This window comes from Rothia sp. CCM 9417, from assembly GCF_048513575.1.
In the GTDB taxonomy this organism is placed as follows: Bacteria; Actinomycetota; Actinomycetes; order Actinomycetales; family Micrococcaceae; genus Rothia.
In genome coordinates, this window is record NZ_JBLXXT010000002.1 from 332,080 (window position 1) to 347,436 (window position 15,357).

The 15,357-nt window shown below is 56.4% G+C and carries 14 protein-coding genes; 10 read left to right on the plus strand and 4 right to left on the minus strand.

Going from position 1 to position 15,357, the window contains the following annotated elements; genetic code table 11:
* Nucleotides 1–270: 270 nt before the first annotated feature.
* Nucleotides 271–978 (minus strand): 3-oxoacyl-[acyl-carrier-protein] reductase, encoded by a 708-nt coding sequence (gene fabG, locus ACN082_RS04995; RefSeq protein ID WP_419099740.1) that lies wholly within the window; start codon nucleotides 976–978, stop codon nucleotides 271–273.
* Between the two features lie 169 nt (nucleotides 979–1,147).
* Here fabG and ACN082_RS05000 point away from each other — a divergent pair, with 169 nt between their 5' ends.
* The 3 genes from ACN082_RS05000 to ACN082_RS05010 all read left to right on the plus strand — a co-directional run bounded on the left by ACN082_RS05000 (nucleotide 1,148) and on the right by ACN082_RS05010 (nucleotide 2,922).
* Nucleotides 1,148–1,636, plus strand: a complete 489-nt coding sequence (locus tag ACN082_RS05000) for a DUF3099 domain-containing protein (RefSeq protein ID WP_419099741.1) — start codon at nucleotides 1,148–1,150, stop codon at nucleotides 1,634–1,636.
* 2 nt (nucleotides 1,637–1,638) lie between these two features.
* On the plus strand, nucleotides 1,639–1,887 hold the full coding sequence (locus ACN082_RS05005) for an acetone carboxylase (protein ID WP_419099742.1): 249 nt from the start codon (nucleotides 1,639–1,641) through the stop codon (nucleotides 1,885–1,887).
* A 72-nt stretch (nucleotides 1,888–1,959) separates the two neighbouring features.
* The gene (locus ACN082_RS05010) at nucleotides 1,960–2,922 is read left to right on the plus strand and encodes an SURF1 family protein (protein WP_419099743.1); all 963 of its coding nucleotides are present in this window, start codon (nucleotides 1,960–1,962) and stop codon (nucleotides 2,920–2,922) included.
* Nucleotides 2,923–2,970: 48 nt separating this feature from the next.
* Here ACN082_RS05010 and ACN082_RS05015 read toward each other — a convergent pair whose 3' ends face one another.
* A complete protein-coding gene (locus ACN082_RS05015) occupies nucleotides 2,971–3,561 on the minus strand; it encodes a xanthine phosphoribosyltransferase (RefSeq protein ID WP_419099744.1) in 591 nt (196 codons plus the stop codon).
* Nucleotides 3,558–4,904, minus strand: a complete 1,347-nt coding sequence (locus ACN082_RS05020; RefSeq protein WP_419099745.1) for a uracil-xanthine permease family protein — start codon at nucleotides 4,902–4,904, stop codon at nucleotides 3,558–3,560. Before ACN082_RS05020 ends, ACN082_RS05015 begins: the two co-directional genes overlap by 4 nt.
* Nucleotides 4,905–5,180: 276 nt before the next feature.
* On the opposite strand from ACN082_RS05020, the gene ACN082_RS05025 reads away from it, so the two are divergent.
* A complete protein-coding gene (locus ACN082_RS05025; RefSeq protein ID WP_419099746.1) occupies nucleotides 5,181–5,912 on the plus strand; it encodes a metal-dependent hydrolase in 732 nt (243 codons plus the stop codon).
* Nucleotides 5,913–6,491: 579 nt separating this feature from the next.
* Here ACN082_RS05025 and abc-f read toward each other — a convergent pair.
* On the minus strand, nucleotides 6,492–8,042 hold the full coding sequence (gene abc-f, locus ACN082_RS05030; RefSeq protein ID WP_419099808.1) for a ribosomal protection-like ABC-F family protein: 1,551 nt from the start codon (nucleotides 8,040–8,042) through the stop codon (nucleotides 6,492–6,494).
* Between the two features lie 336 nt (nucleotides 8,043–8,378).
* On the opposite strand from abc-f, the gene ACN082_RS05035 reads away from it, so the two are divergent.
* The 6 genes from ACN082_RS05035 to ACN082_RS05060 all read left to right on the plus strand — a co-directional run bounded on the left by ACN082_RS05035 (nucleotide 8,379) and on the right by ACN082_RS05060 (nucleotide 15,289).
* Nucleotides 8,379–8,972 carry a biotin transporter BioY gene (locus tag ACN082_RS05035; protein ID WP_419099747.1) on the plus strand — a complete coding sequence of 198 codons (594 nt, stop codon included), beginning with the start codon at nucleotides 8,379–8,381 and terminating at the stop codon, nucleotides 8,970–8,972.
* 72 nt (nucleotides 8,973–9,044) lie between these two features.
* A complete protein-coding gene (locus ACN082_RS05040; protein WP_419099748.1) occupies nucleotides 9,045–9,809 on the plus strand; it encodes an energy-coupling factor ABC transporter ATP-binding protein in 765 nt (254 codons plus the stop codon).
* Nucleotides 9,806–10,423, plus strand: a complete 618-nt coding sequence (locus tag ACN082_RS05045) for a CbiQ family ECF transporter T component (protein WP_419099749.1) — start codon at nucleotides 9,806–9,808, stop codon at nucleotides 10,421–10,423. The genes ACN082_RS05040 and ACN082_RS05045 overlap by 4 nt, the downstream gene beginning before the upstream one ends.
* Before the next feature lie 107 nt (nucleotides 10,424–10,530).
* Nucleotides 10,531–11,466, plus strand: a complete 936-nt coding sequence (locus tag ACN082_RS05050) for a neutral zinc metallopeptidase (protein ID WP_419099750.1) — start codon at nucleotides 10,531–10,533, stop codon at nucleotides 11,464–11,466.
* A 137-nt stretch (nucleotides 11,467–11,603) separates the two neighbouring features.
* Nucleotides 11,604–13,358 (plus strand): ABC transporter ATP-binding protein, encoded by a 1,755-nt coding sequence (locus tag ACN082_RS05055; protein WP_419099751.1) that lies wholly within the window; start codon nucleotides 11,604–11,606, stop codon nucleotides 13,356–13,358.
* Complete coding sequence (locus tag ACN082_RS05060) at nucleotides 13,355–15,289, plus strand: ABC transporter ATP-binding protein (RefSeq protein ID WP_419099752.1); 1,935 nt, start codon at nucleotides 13,355–13,357, stop codon at nucleotides 15,287–15,289. The genes ACN082_RS05055 and ACN082_RS05060 overlap by 4 nt, the downstream gene beginning before the upstream one ends.
* Nucleotides 15,290–15,357 lie beyond the last annotated feature (68 nt).

Here is a 15,357-nt window from a genome sequence, read left to right on the forward strand (position 1 = left end):
ATAGCTTTGGTCTGGCTGCTGCCTTGGCTTAGGGCCGGTATGCCGGAAGCCCACGGGCTGGGTCTGGCGTGAATCGCGTGAGGGCGTTAGCGAACCGGTGAGGAGGTGAGTGGGCTGAGGCCTATCAGCTTTAATCAGCCAGCAAACGGAATGTGATTCCCGTTAACACCCTAATGCCCCATGCCTAAACCACCGTCAACGGGATGGAGTGCAGCGGGTGCGAGCAAGCGAGCACACAGGAGCAAACGGAATGTGATTCCCGTTAACACCCTAATGCCCCATGCCTAAACCGCCGTCAACGGGAATCACGGCCCCGCTGATGTAGCTTGCGGCATCTGATGCCAGGAAGAGAGCCACGTCAGCAATTTCCTGTGGTGTGGCGAAGCGGCGGGCGGGGATTGAGTCGGTGTACTGCTTCTTGATCTCGTCGGAGAGTGCATCGGTCATGTCGGTTTGGATGAAGCCGGGTGCAATCACGTTGGCAGTGATGTTGCGGGAGCCTAGTTCGCGGGTGATGGATCGGGCCATGCCGACCAGGCCGGCTTTTGAGGCTGAGTAGTTGACCTGTCCGGGGTTGCCGTAGAGGCCTACGACCGAGGAGATGAAGATGATGCGGCCGCGCTTGTTTTTGAGCAGGCCCTTGGTGGCGCGCTGGGCGACGCGGAAGGCACCGGTGAGGTTGGTGTCGATGACTGAGGTGAAGTCCTCTTCGCTCATGCGCATGAGTAGGGTATCTTTGGTGATGCCTGCGTTAGCGATAAGGACTCCGATGGGACCGAATTCGGCTTCTACGGCGCTGAATGCGGCGTCGATGGAGGCGGCGTCGGTGACATCGGCTTTGACGGCGAAGAACTCGGTGGGGGCTTGACCGGAGCGGTAGGTGACAGCTACCTGGTAGCCGGCCTGTTTGAAGGCTTGGGCCATGGCGTAGCCGATGCCTCGGTTGCCACCGGTGATGAGTACGGTTTGGTTGCTCATGGGTTTCCCTTGGGGTGGGGGTTGTTTTTCTGCCCCTATTTTACGCGTTTGGCGTGGGCAGGGGCAGGTTTACCGGGTAAACGCGTGTTATTTAGTCTGCCGGGTTCTGTTAGTTTGACTGGGGTTACACTAGTGGAAGTAGCTTTAACTGCGCCCGGGAGGTGAAAATATGGCTGCTAAATATTGGACTGCGGAGGACTTGAAAGCGGCCGGTTACGCTTCTGGTGATTCTGAGGTATTTGAGATTACTGGTGCGGCAGAACGCCAGTCGACAGGTGTGAGTGCACGCGCTAAAAGCTATGCCTTCAAGATGTTTTTACGCATTATCTTTATCATTGCGGCTGTGATGGTTGAGGGTGTCTGGCAGTGGATTTTCTTAGCTGGGGCAGCAATTATCCCTTGGCTAGCGGTTGTGGTGGCCAATGGCGAGCATCAGCAGGGTGGGTCAAGTTTTACAGCCTACCTACCGGCGGAGCAGCAGGCCGCTATTGCAGCGGCGCAGGAGGAGCGGATCAGCCGGCAGGACCAGGCGGAGCATGATTGGCAACCGGGGGAAGAAGCTGTATCTACCGATGGACCTATTGTTATTGACGGTGAGCTGGTCGAGGACGAGCACAATGACGGGGGTTCTTCCTCCGGCAGGCAGGGAGGGCTGTAAGCATGGATATACTCGGTAATTTGACTTCGGCACAGCACAGTGGATCATCGGCTCTTCCTCAGCCGGATTTCATTAAGTGTTCACGTAAGGGGTGCCAGGCGGCGGCTACCTCTGAGATTCTGTGGAATAACCCCAAAGTCCATACACCCGATCGGCGCAAGACTTGGGCGGCCTGTACCGAGCACACGGCCTATCTGCAAGATTTTTTGGTGGCACGCGGTTTTTGGAAGCAGACCCGCCCGCTCTCCTAGGGTGTGTTGCCAGCTGAGTCCGTACAATAGGCTCTTGGTTCTCTCTTTAGCGCATATTCAGCAAGGTACGTGATGAAAAAATACGGGTTTCTTTTCTCTGGTAAATGGATTGGTATTTTTGCACTCACTGTGGTTGCTTCGCTAATTTGCCTCTACCTGGCCCAGTGGCAGATGAGCCGCAAAGAGGCTCTGGATTTCAGTAACGAGCGAATATCTCTCAACTATGATGCTGACCCGATACTCCTTGCAGACTCCCCCGAGCTTTTCTCTTCCCCGCACCCTGATCTGCGGTGGCAACAGGTTGAGATGGCTGGCACCTATCTCGCCGATCAACAGCTACTGGTTCGCAATAGGCCCTATAACGGGCTGAACGGCTACGAGGTTCTGGTCCCCTTCCGCACAAATACCGGTCAGATGATCGTTATCAACCGGGGATGGGTCGAAGCGGCTTTTGGTGATGCGGCGGCAACCGCTACCCCTATTCCCCAGCCTCCCAGCGGTGAGATTACCCTAACCGCACGAATTGTTGAGGGCGAAATTGATACGGGGGCCTCGCCCGTCAAGGGGCAGATAACCTCCATCGATTTACCAGAAATCGCTGAGCTCACAGGCTTAGACCTTGCTACCGCCAACTATGGTGTCATGGCCAGCGAAAGCCCGGCTCCCGCAAGCGCACCGGTTCAGAGGGATAAGCCGGAGCAGGATTACGGCCCTAACCTGTCCTACTCTGTGCAGTGGTACTGCTTCGCTCTTATGTTCTATGTTGCTTTCTTCTGGTCTGCCCGCCAAAAGGTGCGCAATGATGAGCTTGACGCCCAGCTTGCCGCTGAACTCGATGCTTACTACAGCCAGTTCTATGACGCTGAGGGCAACTATATTGGCGAGGTAGACGAAGAAATTATTCGCCGCCGTATGGAGTTTGTGGACGATATGCCTGCACATATGAAGTCCATTGTGCGGCCAAAGCCTCCCAAGAAGCGCTCACGCCCCACTGATGAGGAAGAAGAGGACGCACTGGTCGATAAGCTCCTCTAGTTACAGTTCGGGCCCCGCACCGTGTGATGGTGTGGGGCCCGAGTGTTACTAGGAGCTTGACTCTAGTTCGTGGCTGAAGACGACACCGTCTTCGGTGAAGTGGTCAATCATGGCCAGAGAATAAACATCGTAGCCACGGTCGCGGAAATCTTTACCGCCACCCTGGAATACCTTTTCAATCGCAATACCGATACCTGCTACGGTAGCACCGCCCTGCTCACACAGGTGGGTCAGACCGTGGAGGGCCTGTCCGTTGGCCAGGAAGTCATCGATGATCAGGATTCTGTCTTCGGGGGTGACAAAGCGCTTGTCCACCCGGATGTCGTATTCGATCTTCTTGGTGTAGGAGAAGACCTTGGAATTGTAGGTGTCGGTAGACAGTGTCTTTGAAGAAATCTTTTTGGCAAAAACCATGGGAACGCCCAGGTGTAGGGCGGCCGTCATAGCCATTGAAATGCCAGATACTTCAAGGGTAAGAACCCGTGTAATCCCCGCGTCCTTGAAGTGCTCAGCGAAGTCGCGTCCCATTTCCACCATGAGCTGGGGGTCCACCTGGTGGTTGATGAACTGGTCAACTTTGAGGATATTTCCGGGCAGGATTCTTCCGTCCCTGCGGATGCGTTCTTCCAGGAGTTTCATGCGCTCACCTTTTTCTTACGGTCGAATAGAACCACGTTTAGAAGCAGAGCAACCAGCGTACCTGTTGAGATACCCGAGGAGAAAATCATCTGGAGGGCGCCGGGGAGGTTTGCCAGCATACCGGGGCGTACGGTCACGCCAATACCTAGGGCAAAGGCCACCGAAACGATGAGTAGCTCACGGTCCCCCAATTCAATGGAGGCTAGGGTCTTAATCCCCTGAGCCGCAACCAGACCGAACATGATAACACCAGCACCACCAAGGACGGGTTGAGGCATCACAGAAATTAGGGCTGAGAGCTTGGGGAAGACACCCAGCACAGCCAGAATCAGGCCGGCAATAATCATGACACGGCGGGAGGCCACCTTGGTCAGAGCAATCAGGCCGACGTTCTGGGAGAAAGAAGTGTTCGGTCCTGCGCCGAAAATACCGGCCATAGCTGAGCCAACGCCGTCCGCTAGAACACCGTTCGATACGCGTTTGCTCTCCAAGGTGTGGCCGGAAGCCTGACCGATAGCCATCATGATACCCACGGTACCGATGGTGGACACAATGTAGGCGGGGACAAAGGCCAGGGTAGAGGCCCAGTCAAAGTGGAAGCCGTAAGCAAAGATGTTCGGCAGCGCGAACCAGGGGGCATCCCCCACAACGGAGAGATCGACCAGACCCAGAGGGATACAGACTAGGTAGCCTGCAACCATGCCAATAAAGACGGCAGCTGCGCGGAGGATGCCTCGACCAAAATGAGCAATCGCCAGGGTGAGGGTCATAACGCCGAAGGCGATAGTGAGGTTCTGGAGCGAGCCGTAATCCTCGGAGCCCACACCACCTGCCGCCCAGTCCATGCTGACAGGGAGCAGAGTGATACCGATCAGGGCAACCACGGTACCGGTTATCAGTGGCGGGAAGAACCGCATCAGTGGCTTGATGAAGCGGCTGAGGATAACCTCAACCAGCGAAGCAGAAAGGGTCGCCGCCACAATACCGGCCATGCCGAACTGGCTACCCACCGCTATGGTGGGGTTAACGAAGGTGAAGTCGGTGCCCATCATGCCGGGGACGCGAGCACCCACGGGGCCGATGCCCTTGGACTGGATAAAAGTGGCGATACCTGCCACAAAAATCGAGGCAGAAACCATCAATGAGGTTTGTGCAAGGGAGAAATTCAAGGCTGTGCAGACAACGAGGGGTACGGCGATGATACCGGCAAAAGCGGCCAGAATATGTTGCAGGGCCAGTAAAATCGAGACGCCCAGGGGCGGGACGTCGTCTAGCTGGTAGAGCATGTCGGTTGAAGTTTCAGCAGGGGCCGTGTGGGCCGACCCTTGGGTATGTTGGTTCAACGGAGGACTTTCGATGTGAAGTTAACAGAAAAATCGCCTTGAGCTACCAGGCGGTGGAGGACAGGGTTAATCCTACCGGTCGAACTCCTCTACCGGGCAAACTGACAAGGTTTATGTCAGGTCTTTTCGGCTTGTCCTCTCTGCCTGCTTAGGCGAGAAACTCTAGTGCATAACCGCCCAAGGAGGATCTTGGCCGCCCCTCCGATCCTATTAGAACATACTTTCGAATATGTGCTAGGGTGGTGTTTTGCTTTTCATGAGGAGGTTCAGCCCGCCATGATGGGGTATTCACACTCAATCAGCGCAGCAGCAGCCTGGCTTGCTCTGAATGAATCCGGGATTATCAGAATTGATGATCCCGCCACGCTCGCAGTTACCACTTTGGCTGCCGCTGGTGCAGGCATGCTACCCGATATCGATCACCACAACGGGTCAATTGCACATTCCATACCCCCTGTCAGCCGGTGGGTTGTACGGCTGGTTGCCAAAATCTCAGGCGGCCATCGCAAAGGCACCCATTCTCTGATAGGCCTGGCTTTCTTTTGGGTGCTAGCTCTTAGCGCCAACCGCTTAACCTACGCAGGGGTACCACTCCTTGCTTTGGCGCTGGCTGGCTTTGCGGGTGGGCTTGCTCTGCGCACCTTTAGAGCGCCTGGGGGTTGGGCTGGTGCGCTGGTGGTCATGGCGGGTACTATCTACACCAATTCTTTTGCTGCGATGCCCTGGGCAATCTTGGCCGGGGCCACAGCCCATATTGTGGGTGATGCACTTACCACCCGCGGAGTAAACCCCTTCTGGCCTGCAACACTTAGGCCTCTGGTTCCCAGCCCTCTGTGGCGCAGGAGCGGGTATATGGCGCTACCTGTGCTAGGGGATGCTGGCAGTAACCGTGAGAATATTTTCTCAGGACTGTTGGCCTCTTATGTCGGGCTTTATGCGCTGACGATCCTGGGCATCACCCATTTGCCCCCTGGCGAGCTCATCAGCCAATTCATCTCTGATAGGTAGGTACCGGGCGTGCCCTCAGATGCTAGCCCATGACAGAGGCAAAGAAAGGGGGCCGGAGTAAGAACTCCGGCCCCCTTCACGCAAATTACCTATGAGCCTAGAAGCACACATGGAATGTACTGAAGCAAAACAAAAGACGACGTGCGGTGATTGACCTAGTCTTCAGTCCAAAAAACGTCTACCTCGGTGCCCTCTTCGGCGATTTCAGGGTAACGTACGTCGTGTGATTCGAGCATAGAATCTTCCTTTCAAGGTTCTTAGCTAACGCCTGCGTTAGCCGGTGGTTCCACCACATCGGCGGGGTGGTTTTTCTTGATAAGCACTCGGGGTTATTAGCCTCGAGGGCTGGTATTTACTCTACGCTCATTACTCTGGGGCTTACTAGGCAAGAGATGACGTTACCGTTTCGTGATATTTGGTTTTTTGGCCCCAAACCCAACAATCACACATTATTGATCCCATGCCACGTGACCTGCATAACGACTAAGACTCGTAAGAAAGAGACACACAGGCATATTGGTAGGGACCATTTATGGTTCCCCGCGTAAGGCCACAGAACCTACCCGGTGATTGCACCCCTTATGCCAGTGAGATCAGATCCTGGTATTCCTTGCTCCACAGATCCTCTACCGCATCAGGTAGCAGCAGTACACGTTCTGGGTCCAGCGCCTCAACCGCACCCTCATCGTGAGAAACCATGACAATTGCCCCCTGGTAATTCTTCAAGGCGTTCAGGATTTCCTCACGCGATGCGGGGTCAAGGTTGTTGGTAGGCTCATCGAGCAAAAGCACATTAGCTGACGATGCAACCAAGGTCGCCAAAGACAGGCGGGTTTTCTCCCCACCCGAGAGCACACCGGCGGGCTTATCGACGTCGTCGCCCGAGAAGAGGAAAGACCCCAGAATGGTGCGGACCTTAGTATCGTCCAAATCAGGGGCCGCAGACTTCATATTCTCAAAAACAGTGCGCTCACCGTCCAGGATTTCGTGTTCCTGAGCAAAATAGCCGACCTTAGCGCCGTGACCATAAATGACTTCACCGGTGTCAGGCTGGGTGGCCTGAGCCAGCATACGCAAAAGCGTTGTCTTACCGGCACCGTTAAAGCCCAGCACCACCACACGGGAACCACGGTCAATCGCCAGATCCACGTCGGTGAAAATCTCAAGCGAACCATAGCTCTTGGAAAGGCCCTCGGCGGAAAGCGGGGTCTTGCCGCAGGGAGCAGGGTCCGGGAAGCGGATAGCGGCAACCTTATCGACACGACGCTCATCTTCCAGGCCGCGCATGAGCTTTTCGGCACGCTTAATCATCTGCTGGGCCGCAACCGCCTTGGTTGCCTTAGCGCGCATTTTGTTAGCCTGCTCCATGAGAGCGCCAGCCTTCTTCTGTGCATTGGCGCGCTCGCGCTTACGGCGGGCCTCATCTTGTTCCCGCTGCAGCAGATAGTTCTTCCAGCCCATATTGTAGATATCAATGACACAGCGGTTAGCATCCAGGTAAAAAACCTTGTTGACGACAAGCTCCATGAGCTCAACATCGTGGCTAATGACCAGGATCCCGCCCTGGTAGTTCTTGAGGAAGTCACGCAACCAGACCACAGAATCGGCGTCCAGGTGGTTGGTGGGCTCATCGAGCAACATGGTGTCGGCGTTAGCGAAGAGAATACGGGCTAGCTCAACGCGGCGGCGTTGACCGCCGGAGAGGGTGGAAAGCGGCTGGTTAAGCACACGCTCTGGCAGGTCAAGGTTAGCAGTGATGGTTGCAGCCTCAGACTCGGCAGCATACCCGCCGCCGGCAATAAATTCTGCCTCAAGCCGGTCGTAGCGGCGCATGCCTTTGGCATGCTCAGCGGGGTCTTCGCTGGCCATCATCTCCTGGGCCTGACGCATCTTACGGGCAACACCGTCCAGCCCGCGAGCGGAGAAGATACGGTCCTTAGCGAGCTGGGTCATATCATCGACCTTGGGGTCCTGAGGCAGATAGCCGATAGTCCCACCCCTGCTAACGGTACCGTCAGCAGGCAGAGTCAGCCCGGCCAGCACCTTGGTCATAGTGGTTTTACCCGCACCGTTACGGCCAACCAGCCCAACCTTGTCACCCTTATCAATACGGAAGTTAACATCCTCCATGAGCAGGCGGGCACCTGCTCGCAGTTCAAGGTTAGAAACAGATAGCACGGGGTAAAACTCCCTAGGGTATGACAGTGAAAAGAGAGGCACAGGAAAGGCAACGATAGCTCCCTGAATGCCAGCTAACCATTCTACAGCCAGAAGACTCGATACTTGGAGGATCTAACTCACGCGCGGAATAAGAGATTTTTTGGGTTTAAGATACCCGCAGGATCCACTAACTCGGCTTCTTCCTGGTATCCGCTCTGCATTCCGCATTTCTCGATGAGGTTTTCCTATATGAGATAGTGCAGTCTCCATTTTTAAAGGGTGTTCAGCCTCCCCTATAGTGAGGACATGATGACTTCACCCCATACCACCGCCGCTCAACCGGGCCGCAACCTCGCTCTCATAGCTATCTTTGCCGCCTTTATTGCCGCCTGCTCGCTTCTACCCGCTATTCCGGTCGGACCGGTTGCCGTGCCCATTACCCTACAAACCCTGGCGGTCTACACCGTTGCCCTCATCTTGGGTGCTAGGCGTGCCGGTCTTTCGGTAGCTCTCTACCTGCTAGCGGGCCTGCTGGGCCTGCCCGTATTTGCCGGTGGTAGCGGTGGCTTCGGTGTGCTAGCTTCCCCCTCCTTCGGTTATCTTCTCGGTTTTGTTCCCGGCGCTTTTATAGCAGGCTTTCTGGCCTACCGCTTCTTGGGGCCTAGCCGCTCAAAAGCGGTTACTGCTCTGGGCCTAGCAGTCTCCGCGTTAGCGGGCTTCGCAGTTATTCAAGTCTTCGGTGTAGCAGGCATGATGGTCAATGCCCACCTGGACCTGGGCACCGCCCTTGCAGCTGCCATGATTTACGTTCCCGGCGACCTCATAAAATGCGCTGTAGCCGTAGCCATTGCCCTCTCGGTGCACCGTGCCTTCCCCGCGCTAGCAGGCTCAGGCCGCTAAGGCTTGGGTACAATATACACCGTGATTTTCTCCCGATCTTCCCGAAGGAGCTCCCCCAGAGAGTCAGGCCCAGTGGTATTTTCTGAGCCGAACGTTCTGAGCACCCGGCAAGCAACCGTCACCGCCCCCACAGGCACGGGCCAACGCACCCTCCTGCACGATGTCACAGTCACCCTGACTGCTAACAGGACCGCCGTCCTGGGGCTCAACGGTTCGGGCAAATCAACTTTTCTGAGGCTCTTCAACGGGCTTGCTCCCCTCAGTAGCGGGAAAGTAACCGTTCACGGGCTGAGCGTCTACGAAAATCTCAACCACGTTCGTTCGCACGTGGGTATGCTTTTCTCTGACCCGGGGGCCCAGTTGGTGATGCCCACCGGCGTTGAAGATGTTGAGCTGTCCTTTCAGCACATTAAAGACCGCAAGGAGCGGCGGGAGAAAGCACTGACACAACTGGCCCACCAGGGAGTTGAACAGCGGGCTTTTGACCCGATCTACAACCTCTCCGGTGGGGAGAAACAGCTCACCGCACTTTCGGCGGTTCTGGCAGTAGAGCCAAGCGTGCTCCTGCTCGATGAACCAACCACCCTGCTAGACCTCAGGAACAGGCTAAAGCTCATTGAGCTACTAGACACCCTGCCTCAGCAACTCCTGATTTCTACCCACGACCTTGAATTAGCGGCCACCTGCACCGAAGCACTGGTAATCCACGAAGGCAGGCTACTAGCCCAGGGACCTACGGCCAGCATCCTATCTGACTACCGGCGCTGGTGCGCCGAGGGCTTTCCTGCTGTAGATTCAGAGCCCACTGCAGAAAGCCCTGAAGAGAACCACCCGTGAACGCCGCCCACCACCTCTTTGGAACCTACCAGCCCTTAGAAACACCGATCCACAGAACACCGCTGAGCGTCAAGGCTCTTTCTCTGCTCACACTCACCGCCCTACTCACGCTCACCAGCCAGTGGAGCATCGCGGCGGCTGTGCTTGTGATCGTCATAGCTCTAGGCACCCTCGCCCAGATACCAGTTATGACCTGGGTGCAGGCACTAGGATCACTCGCCTGGCTTCTGGGCTTCCTCCTGCTCTACTACTGGTACACCGGCACCCTGGCCCGAGGGGCAGACACCCTGCTAGGTCTACTCAGCCTGCTCTTTGCCGCCAAGGTTCTGCTCTGGTCGACTCCCCTACCGGTAATCATTGACGGCTTCATCTGGCTCTGCTCACCCCTCCGTCACCTTGGTATCTCCCCACAAGGCATCGGCCTTGCCCTGGCACTGATGATTCGCTCCATTCCAACGATCATCGATACCTGGTCCCTCCTTCAAGAATCAGTCACCGCTCGCGGCCTCAAAGTCTCACGCTTTCGTCTCTTCATTCCACTGGTCATCTCCACCGTCTCCTACGCCCAGGACACAGGTTACGCGCTCGCCGCCCGCGGGCTAGATTCTCGCTAATTGTTCTGTCTGCCGGTATAACACTTACCGGGGTGTAAGCAGGACAAGGCAAACCGCCGGGGTGCAGAAATGGTCTTCAGGGGAAGTTCACAGCTTATGCTGTATCCATGATGGCTTTTAAAGAAAACTCCCGGCTGAACACCGACCGGGTACGTAGCTCAGGTAGTTCCGGCAGCTCAGGCGGTGGCTCCGGACTCAAAATCGGTGGTGGCTTAGGCGGTATCGTGCTGGTACTTGCTGTTGGAATAATTTTTGGCCAGGACGGCATTAACGTGCTCAACCAGGTCACCGGCGGTGGTGGCTTCAACTACCAGCAGGTTGAAGGTGATTCAGGAGAAAAGTTTGCCCATTGCAAGACCGGTGAAGATGCCAATACCTACACCGACTGCAACATGGTGGCAACCGCCAACTCGCTAGACTACTTCTGGCAGACAGCTCTGCCCGACCAAGCAGGTATAGCCTACACTGCACCAAAACTTGACCTCTTCAAACAAGAGACCGTCAGTACCGGTTGCGGTTCTGCCAGCCAGGCAGTAGGCCCCTTCTACTGCCCCGCCGACCAGGTTGCCTACGTCCAAACTGGCTTCTTTGACACCATGAAAACCCAGCTGGGGGCAACCGGCGGCCAGAGTGCCGAACAGTATGTACTGGCCCACGAATACGGCCACCATATTCAGAACCTACTCGGTAACCTCAAATACTCCCAGTATGACCCCCAGGGGGCAGACTCCGGGGCGGTGCGCGTTGAGCTGCAGGCTGACTGCTTCGCAGGTGTCTGGGCCAGGGGCGCCCAAGAGGACACCAGCTCACCCGTTCAGATCAAACCCTTTAGCTCCGATGACTTAGAGAGAATCATCAACGCAACCGAGGTTATCGGAGATGATCACATACAGATGACAAGCCAGGGCCACACCGATTCATCCACCTACACCCACGGCACCAGTGCCCAGCGTACAGCCTGGTTCATGACCGGTTACAAGACAGCTGACATGAACCGTTGCAACACCTTCCAAGCCTCTGATCTCAACAACCCTAAGGCCTAGTCAAGAAAATTCGCTACGCTGAACGATGAGAAGCAAGAGCTGACCTAGCCAAAAGTCAGGCAGTAGTTCATAATTGGAAAGCACCGGTGCCGTCCGCAGCGGTGCTTTTCTTTTTTAAGATACCACCCAGGCAAAACATGAAAATTTATCATTTTATCCACCGAAGAGAATGGGCACTAGCCCTCCTTGCTCTCTTGACTATCCTGAGCCAGGTCTACCTAGACCTGCGCATACCCCAGTACATGGAGCAGATTACCCGCACCATTTCTCAGCCAACTAGATCCCTGTCCGACATTGCACCGGATGGTGCCCTGATGCTGGCCGCAGCATTAGCCAGCATGGTCTGTGCCATTCTTACAGGTTTTTGTACCGCGATTATTGGTACTACCCTGGCTCGACGCCTCAGAGCCGCTGTCTACGATAAAACCTTTGAGCTATCCAGCGCCGAGGTCAACACCTTGGGTACAGATTCACTCATTACCCGAACTACCAACGATGTCACTCAGGTACAAATCTTCATGGTTATGGGCCTGCAGGTCAGCATCAAAGCACCCATTATGGCCTTTTGGGCAAGCTCAAAAATTGCCAGCCAGTCCTGGACATGGACGGTTCCCACCGGCATCGCAGTTTTATTGACCATTCTGGTGCTAGCTACCGCTATGTCCTTGGCCATTCCCCGTATGATTCGCATGCAGAAGATCACTGACCAGCTCAACCGGGTAACTCGTGAGCATCTGACCGGCCTGCGCGTGATTCGTGCCTACATCACCGGCGACTTTCACCGTAACCGCTTTGAGAGCGTCAACACAGACCTACGGGATAACACCCTCTTTATCTCCAGCACCATGGCCTTCATTATGCCCCTGCTGACAGCTATCATGACCGCGCTCTCGCTCTCTATCTACGTGCTGGGTGCCTCCCTCATTAACTCCACCGGTGAGCTGACTCAACGTATGGGAACTTTCGGGCAGATGATTGCCTTTTCCACCTATGCCCTGCTGGTGGTTACTAGTTTCATGATGATGACCATGGTCTTTGTCTTGGGCCCCAGGGCACTGGTATCCTGGCGACGTATCCGCCAGGTTCTCCATACCCAAGCAGGTATCCAAGATGGCGGAGCCAGCACCGGCACCGCACCCGCTGGCAGCTTGGAGTTCCGGGACGTGAGCTTCCGCTACCCCGGTGCAGACGGCGATGCCCTGCACTCTGTCAGCTTCACAGCTGATCCCGGCCAAACCGTGGCCATTATTGGTTCTACCGGCTCCGGAAAATCCACTCTGGTCAACCTAATCCCCCGCTTTGCCGACGTGCGTTCCGGCACCGTACTGGTGGACGGGGTTGATGTGCGTAACTGGAACCAGAAAGACCTGCGTGACCGGGTGGCTTTTGTGGCCCAGAAAAATACCCTGTTTTCTGGCACTATTGCCTCCAACATTGCCTTTGGCCAGGGGCTAAAACCTGTCACTGCCGAGGACCTGGTGGCCGCCGCTGACCGCGCAGCCACCACCGGTTTTGTCTCTACCAAGGAGGGAGGCTTTGCGGCCCCCGTGGCCCAAAACGGCAAGAACTTCTCGGGCGGGCAGAAACAGCGTATCTCTCTAGCGCGGGCTTTCGCGCGCGGCGGGCACATCATGATCTTTGATGATTCTTTTTCTGCCCTGGATTACAAGACCGAGCGAGATATCCGCACCCGGCTCAAGGAGGCCTCTGGCGGGGCAACCCTGCTGATTGTGGCCCAGCGTATCGGTACGGTCCGCGATGCTGACCGCATCATCGTGCTCGATAAGGGCAGGGTCGTGGGAAGCGGAACCCACCAAGAACTGTTGGCAACCAATGAGGTCTACCAGGATATTGCCCTCTCCCAGCTGACCGAAGAGGAGCTTGCCCAATGAGCACCAACCCCGAACATAGCCAAACAACCGGTGACCTTGATCTGCTTGAATCTGCGCAGCAGGGGCTAGCACAGGCTGCCCAGCTACGCGATCAACAGCTCAAAAGTGAAAAGCCCAGTGGCCGTGGCGGTCACCCCGGCCCCGGAGGCCCGCCCCGCCACCGGGTCCAGGGTCAGAGCACCGCGCCTTTCAAAGAAACCATGGGCAAGCTGCTGGGTTATCTGCGCCCGGTACTCCCCCGCATGGTGGTTGCCCTGGTAGCCGCGGTGCTAGGCGTTATTCTCAATATCATTTCTCCCCAGTTCCTTTCCGCTATTACCGATGAGATTCAAAAGGGTTTTACCGGCTACGTCAATATGGACCAGGTCTGGAAGCTGGCCTGGATTTCTGTGGCCTTCCTGGTGACATCGCTGGTGCTCAGCCTGGTTGAGGGTTTGGTCATGGCCCGCTCGACCGTGTGGGTTTCCCGCACCATGCGCTCTGACCTTGACCGCAAGATTGATCGGCTCCCCCTGGCCTACCTGGATAAGGGCTCCACCGGTGACACCCTCTCGCGCGTGACCAACGACGTCGATACCCTCCAACAGACCCTCAACAACTCCCTGGCCACTACCGTCACCGGTGTCGTTACTCTGGCTGGTTCAGCGGTCATGATGTTCTACACCGACTGGCGTATGGCCCTGGCCGCTATTGCAGCTTCCCTGATCGGTGTGTTTGCCAGCGGTTTTGTGCTCTCACGCAGCCAGAAATACTTTGTGGCCCAGCAGCGGCTCTTGGGTAAGCTCAACGGTCATATTGAGGAAACCCTCTCAGGACACTCGCTCATTCGGGCCTATAACGGTGAGGGTGCCGCCCGTGCCGAGTTCGCCCGCCGCAACGAGGACCTCTACCAGGTGGCCTGGAAGTCCATGTTCTTCTCGGGGCTAATGTTCCCGCTCATGGGCTTTATCGGTAACCTGGGCTATGTGGTGGTCTGCGTGGTGGGTGCCGCGCTGGTGTTGCAGGGGCAGATTACCTTTGGTGTGATTGTTGCCTTTATTGTCTATGTTCGGCTCTTCACCAACCCCCTGGGGCAACTGGCCCAGTCAGCTACCGCTCTGCAGTCTGCGGCAGCCGCCGGTGCTCGCGTCTTTGAGTTCCTTGAAGCAGAGGAACTAGAGGACGAAAGCAGTAAGGCAACCGAGCTGGATCAGCCGGTAGGCGGTAACGTGGACTTTGACCAGGTTCGCTTTAGCTACGAACCCGGCAAGGAGATCATTCACGGCTTTACCGCATCGGTCACAGCCGGGCAGAAGGTTGCAATTGTTGGCCCAACCGGTGCCGGCAAAACCACCCTAGTCAATCTGCTCATGCGCTTCTACGAGCTGGACTCCGGGCAGATCCGCATTGACGGTGTACCCACCGACCAGCTCACCCGCGAGCAAGTTGATTCGCTCTTCGCCATGGTTCTACAAGATACCTGGCTTTTTGAGGGAACCCTGCGGGAGAACGTGGTCTACGGCCTGGAGCAGGTCAGTCAGGACAAGCTGGATGAGGTCATTGCAGCTGTGGGGCTGGATGAGCTAGTAGCCCAGCTGCCCGCCGGCTACGACACCGTGTTGACCGACCAGACCCAGCTTTCAGCCGGCCAGAAACAGCTAGTCACCATCGCCAGGGCCATGATTGCCGATAAGCCGCTACTGATTCTGGACGAAGCAACCAGTTCCGTTGATACCCGCACCGAACTGCTCATTGCCCGCGCCCTGGGCCAGCTGGCTGAGGGCAAGACTTCCTTTGTGATTGCCCACCGCCTCTCCACCATCCGGGACGCCGACCTTATCTTCGCTATGCGCGACGGCGACATCGTGGAGTCCGGATCCCACCAGGAGCTTCTGGCGGCAGGTGGCTTCTACGCTGAGCTCTACAACTCCCAGTTCAGCCAAGGGGACTAGGGACCGGGCGGGGGTTTGAGGGCAGGGTTGGCATCGTTGGAGCCTGCTCTCAGGCTGCCCGCCCGGTT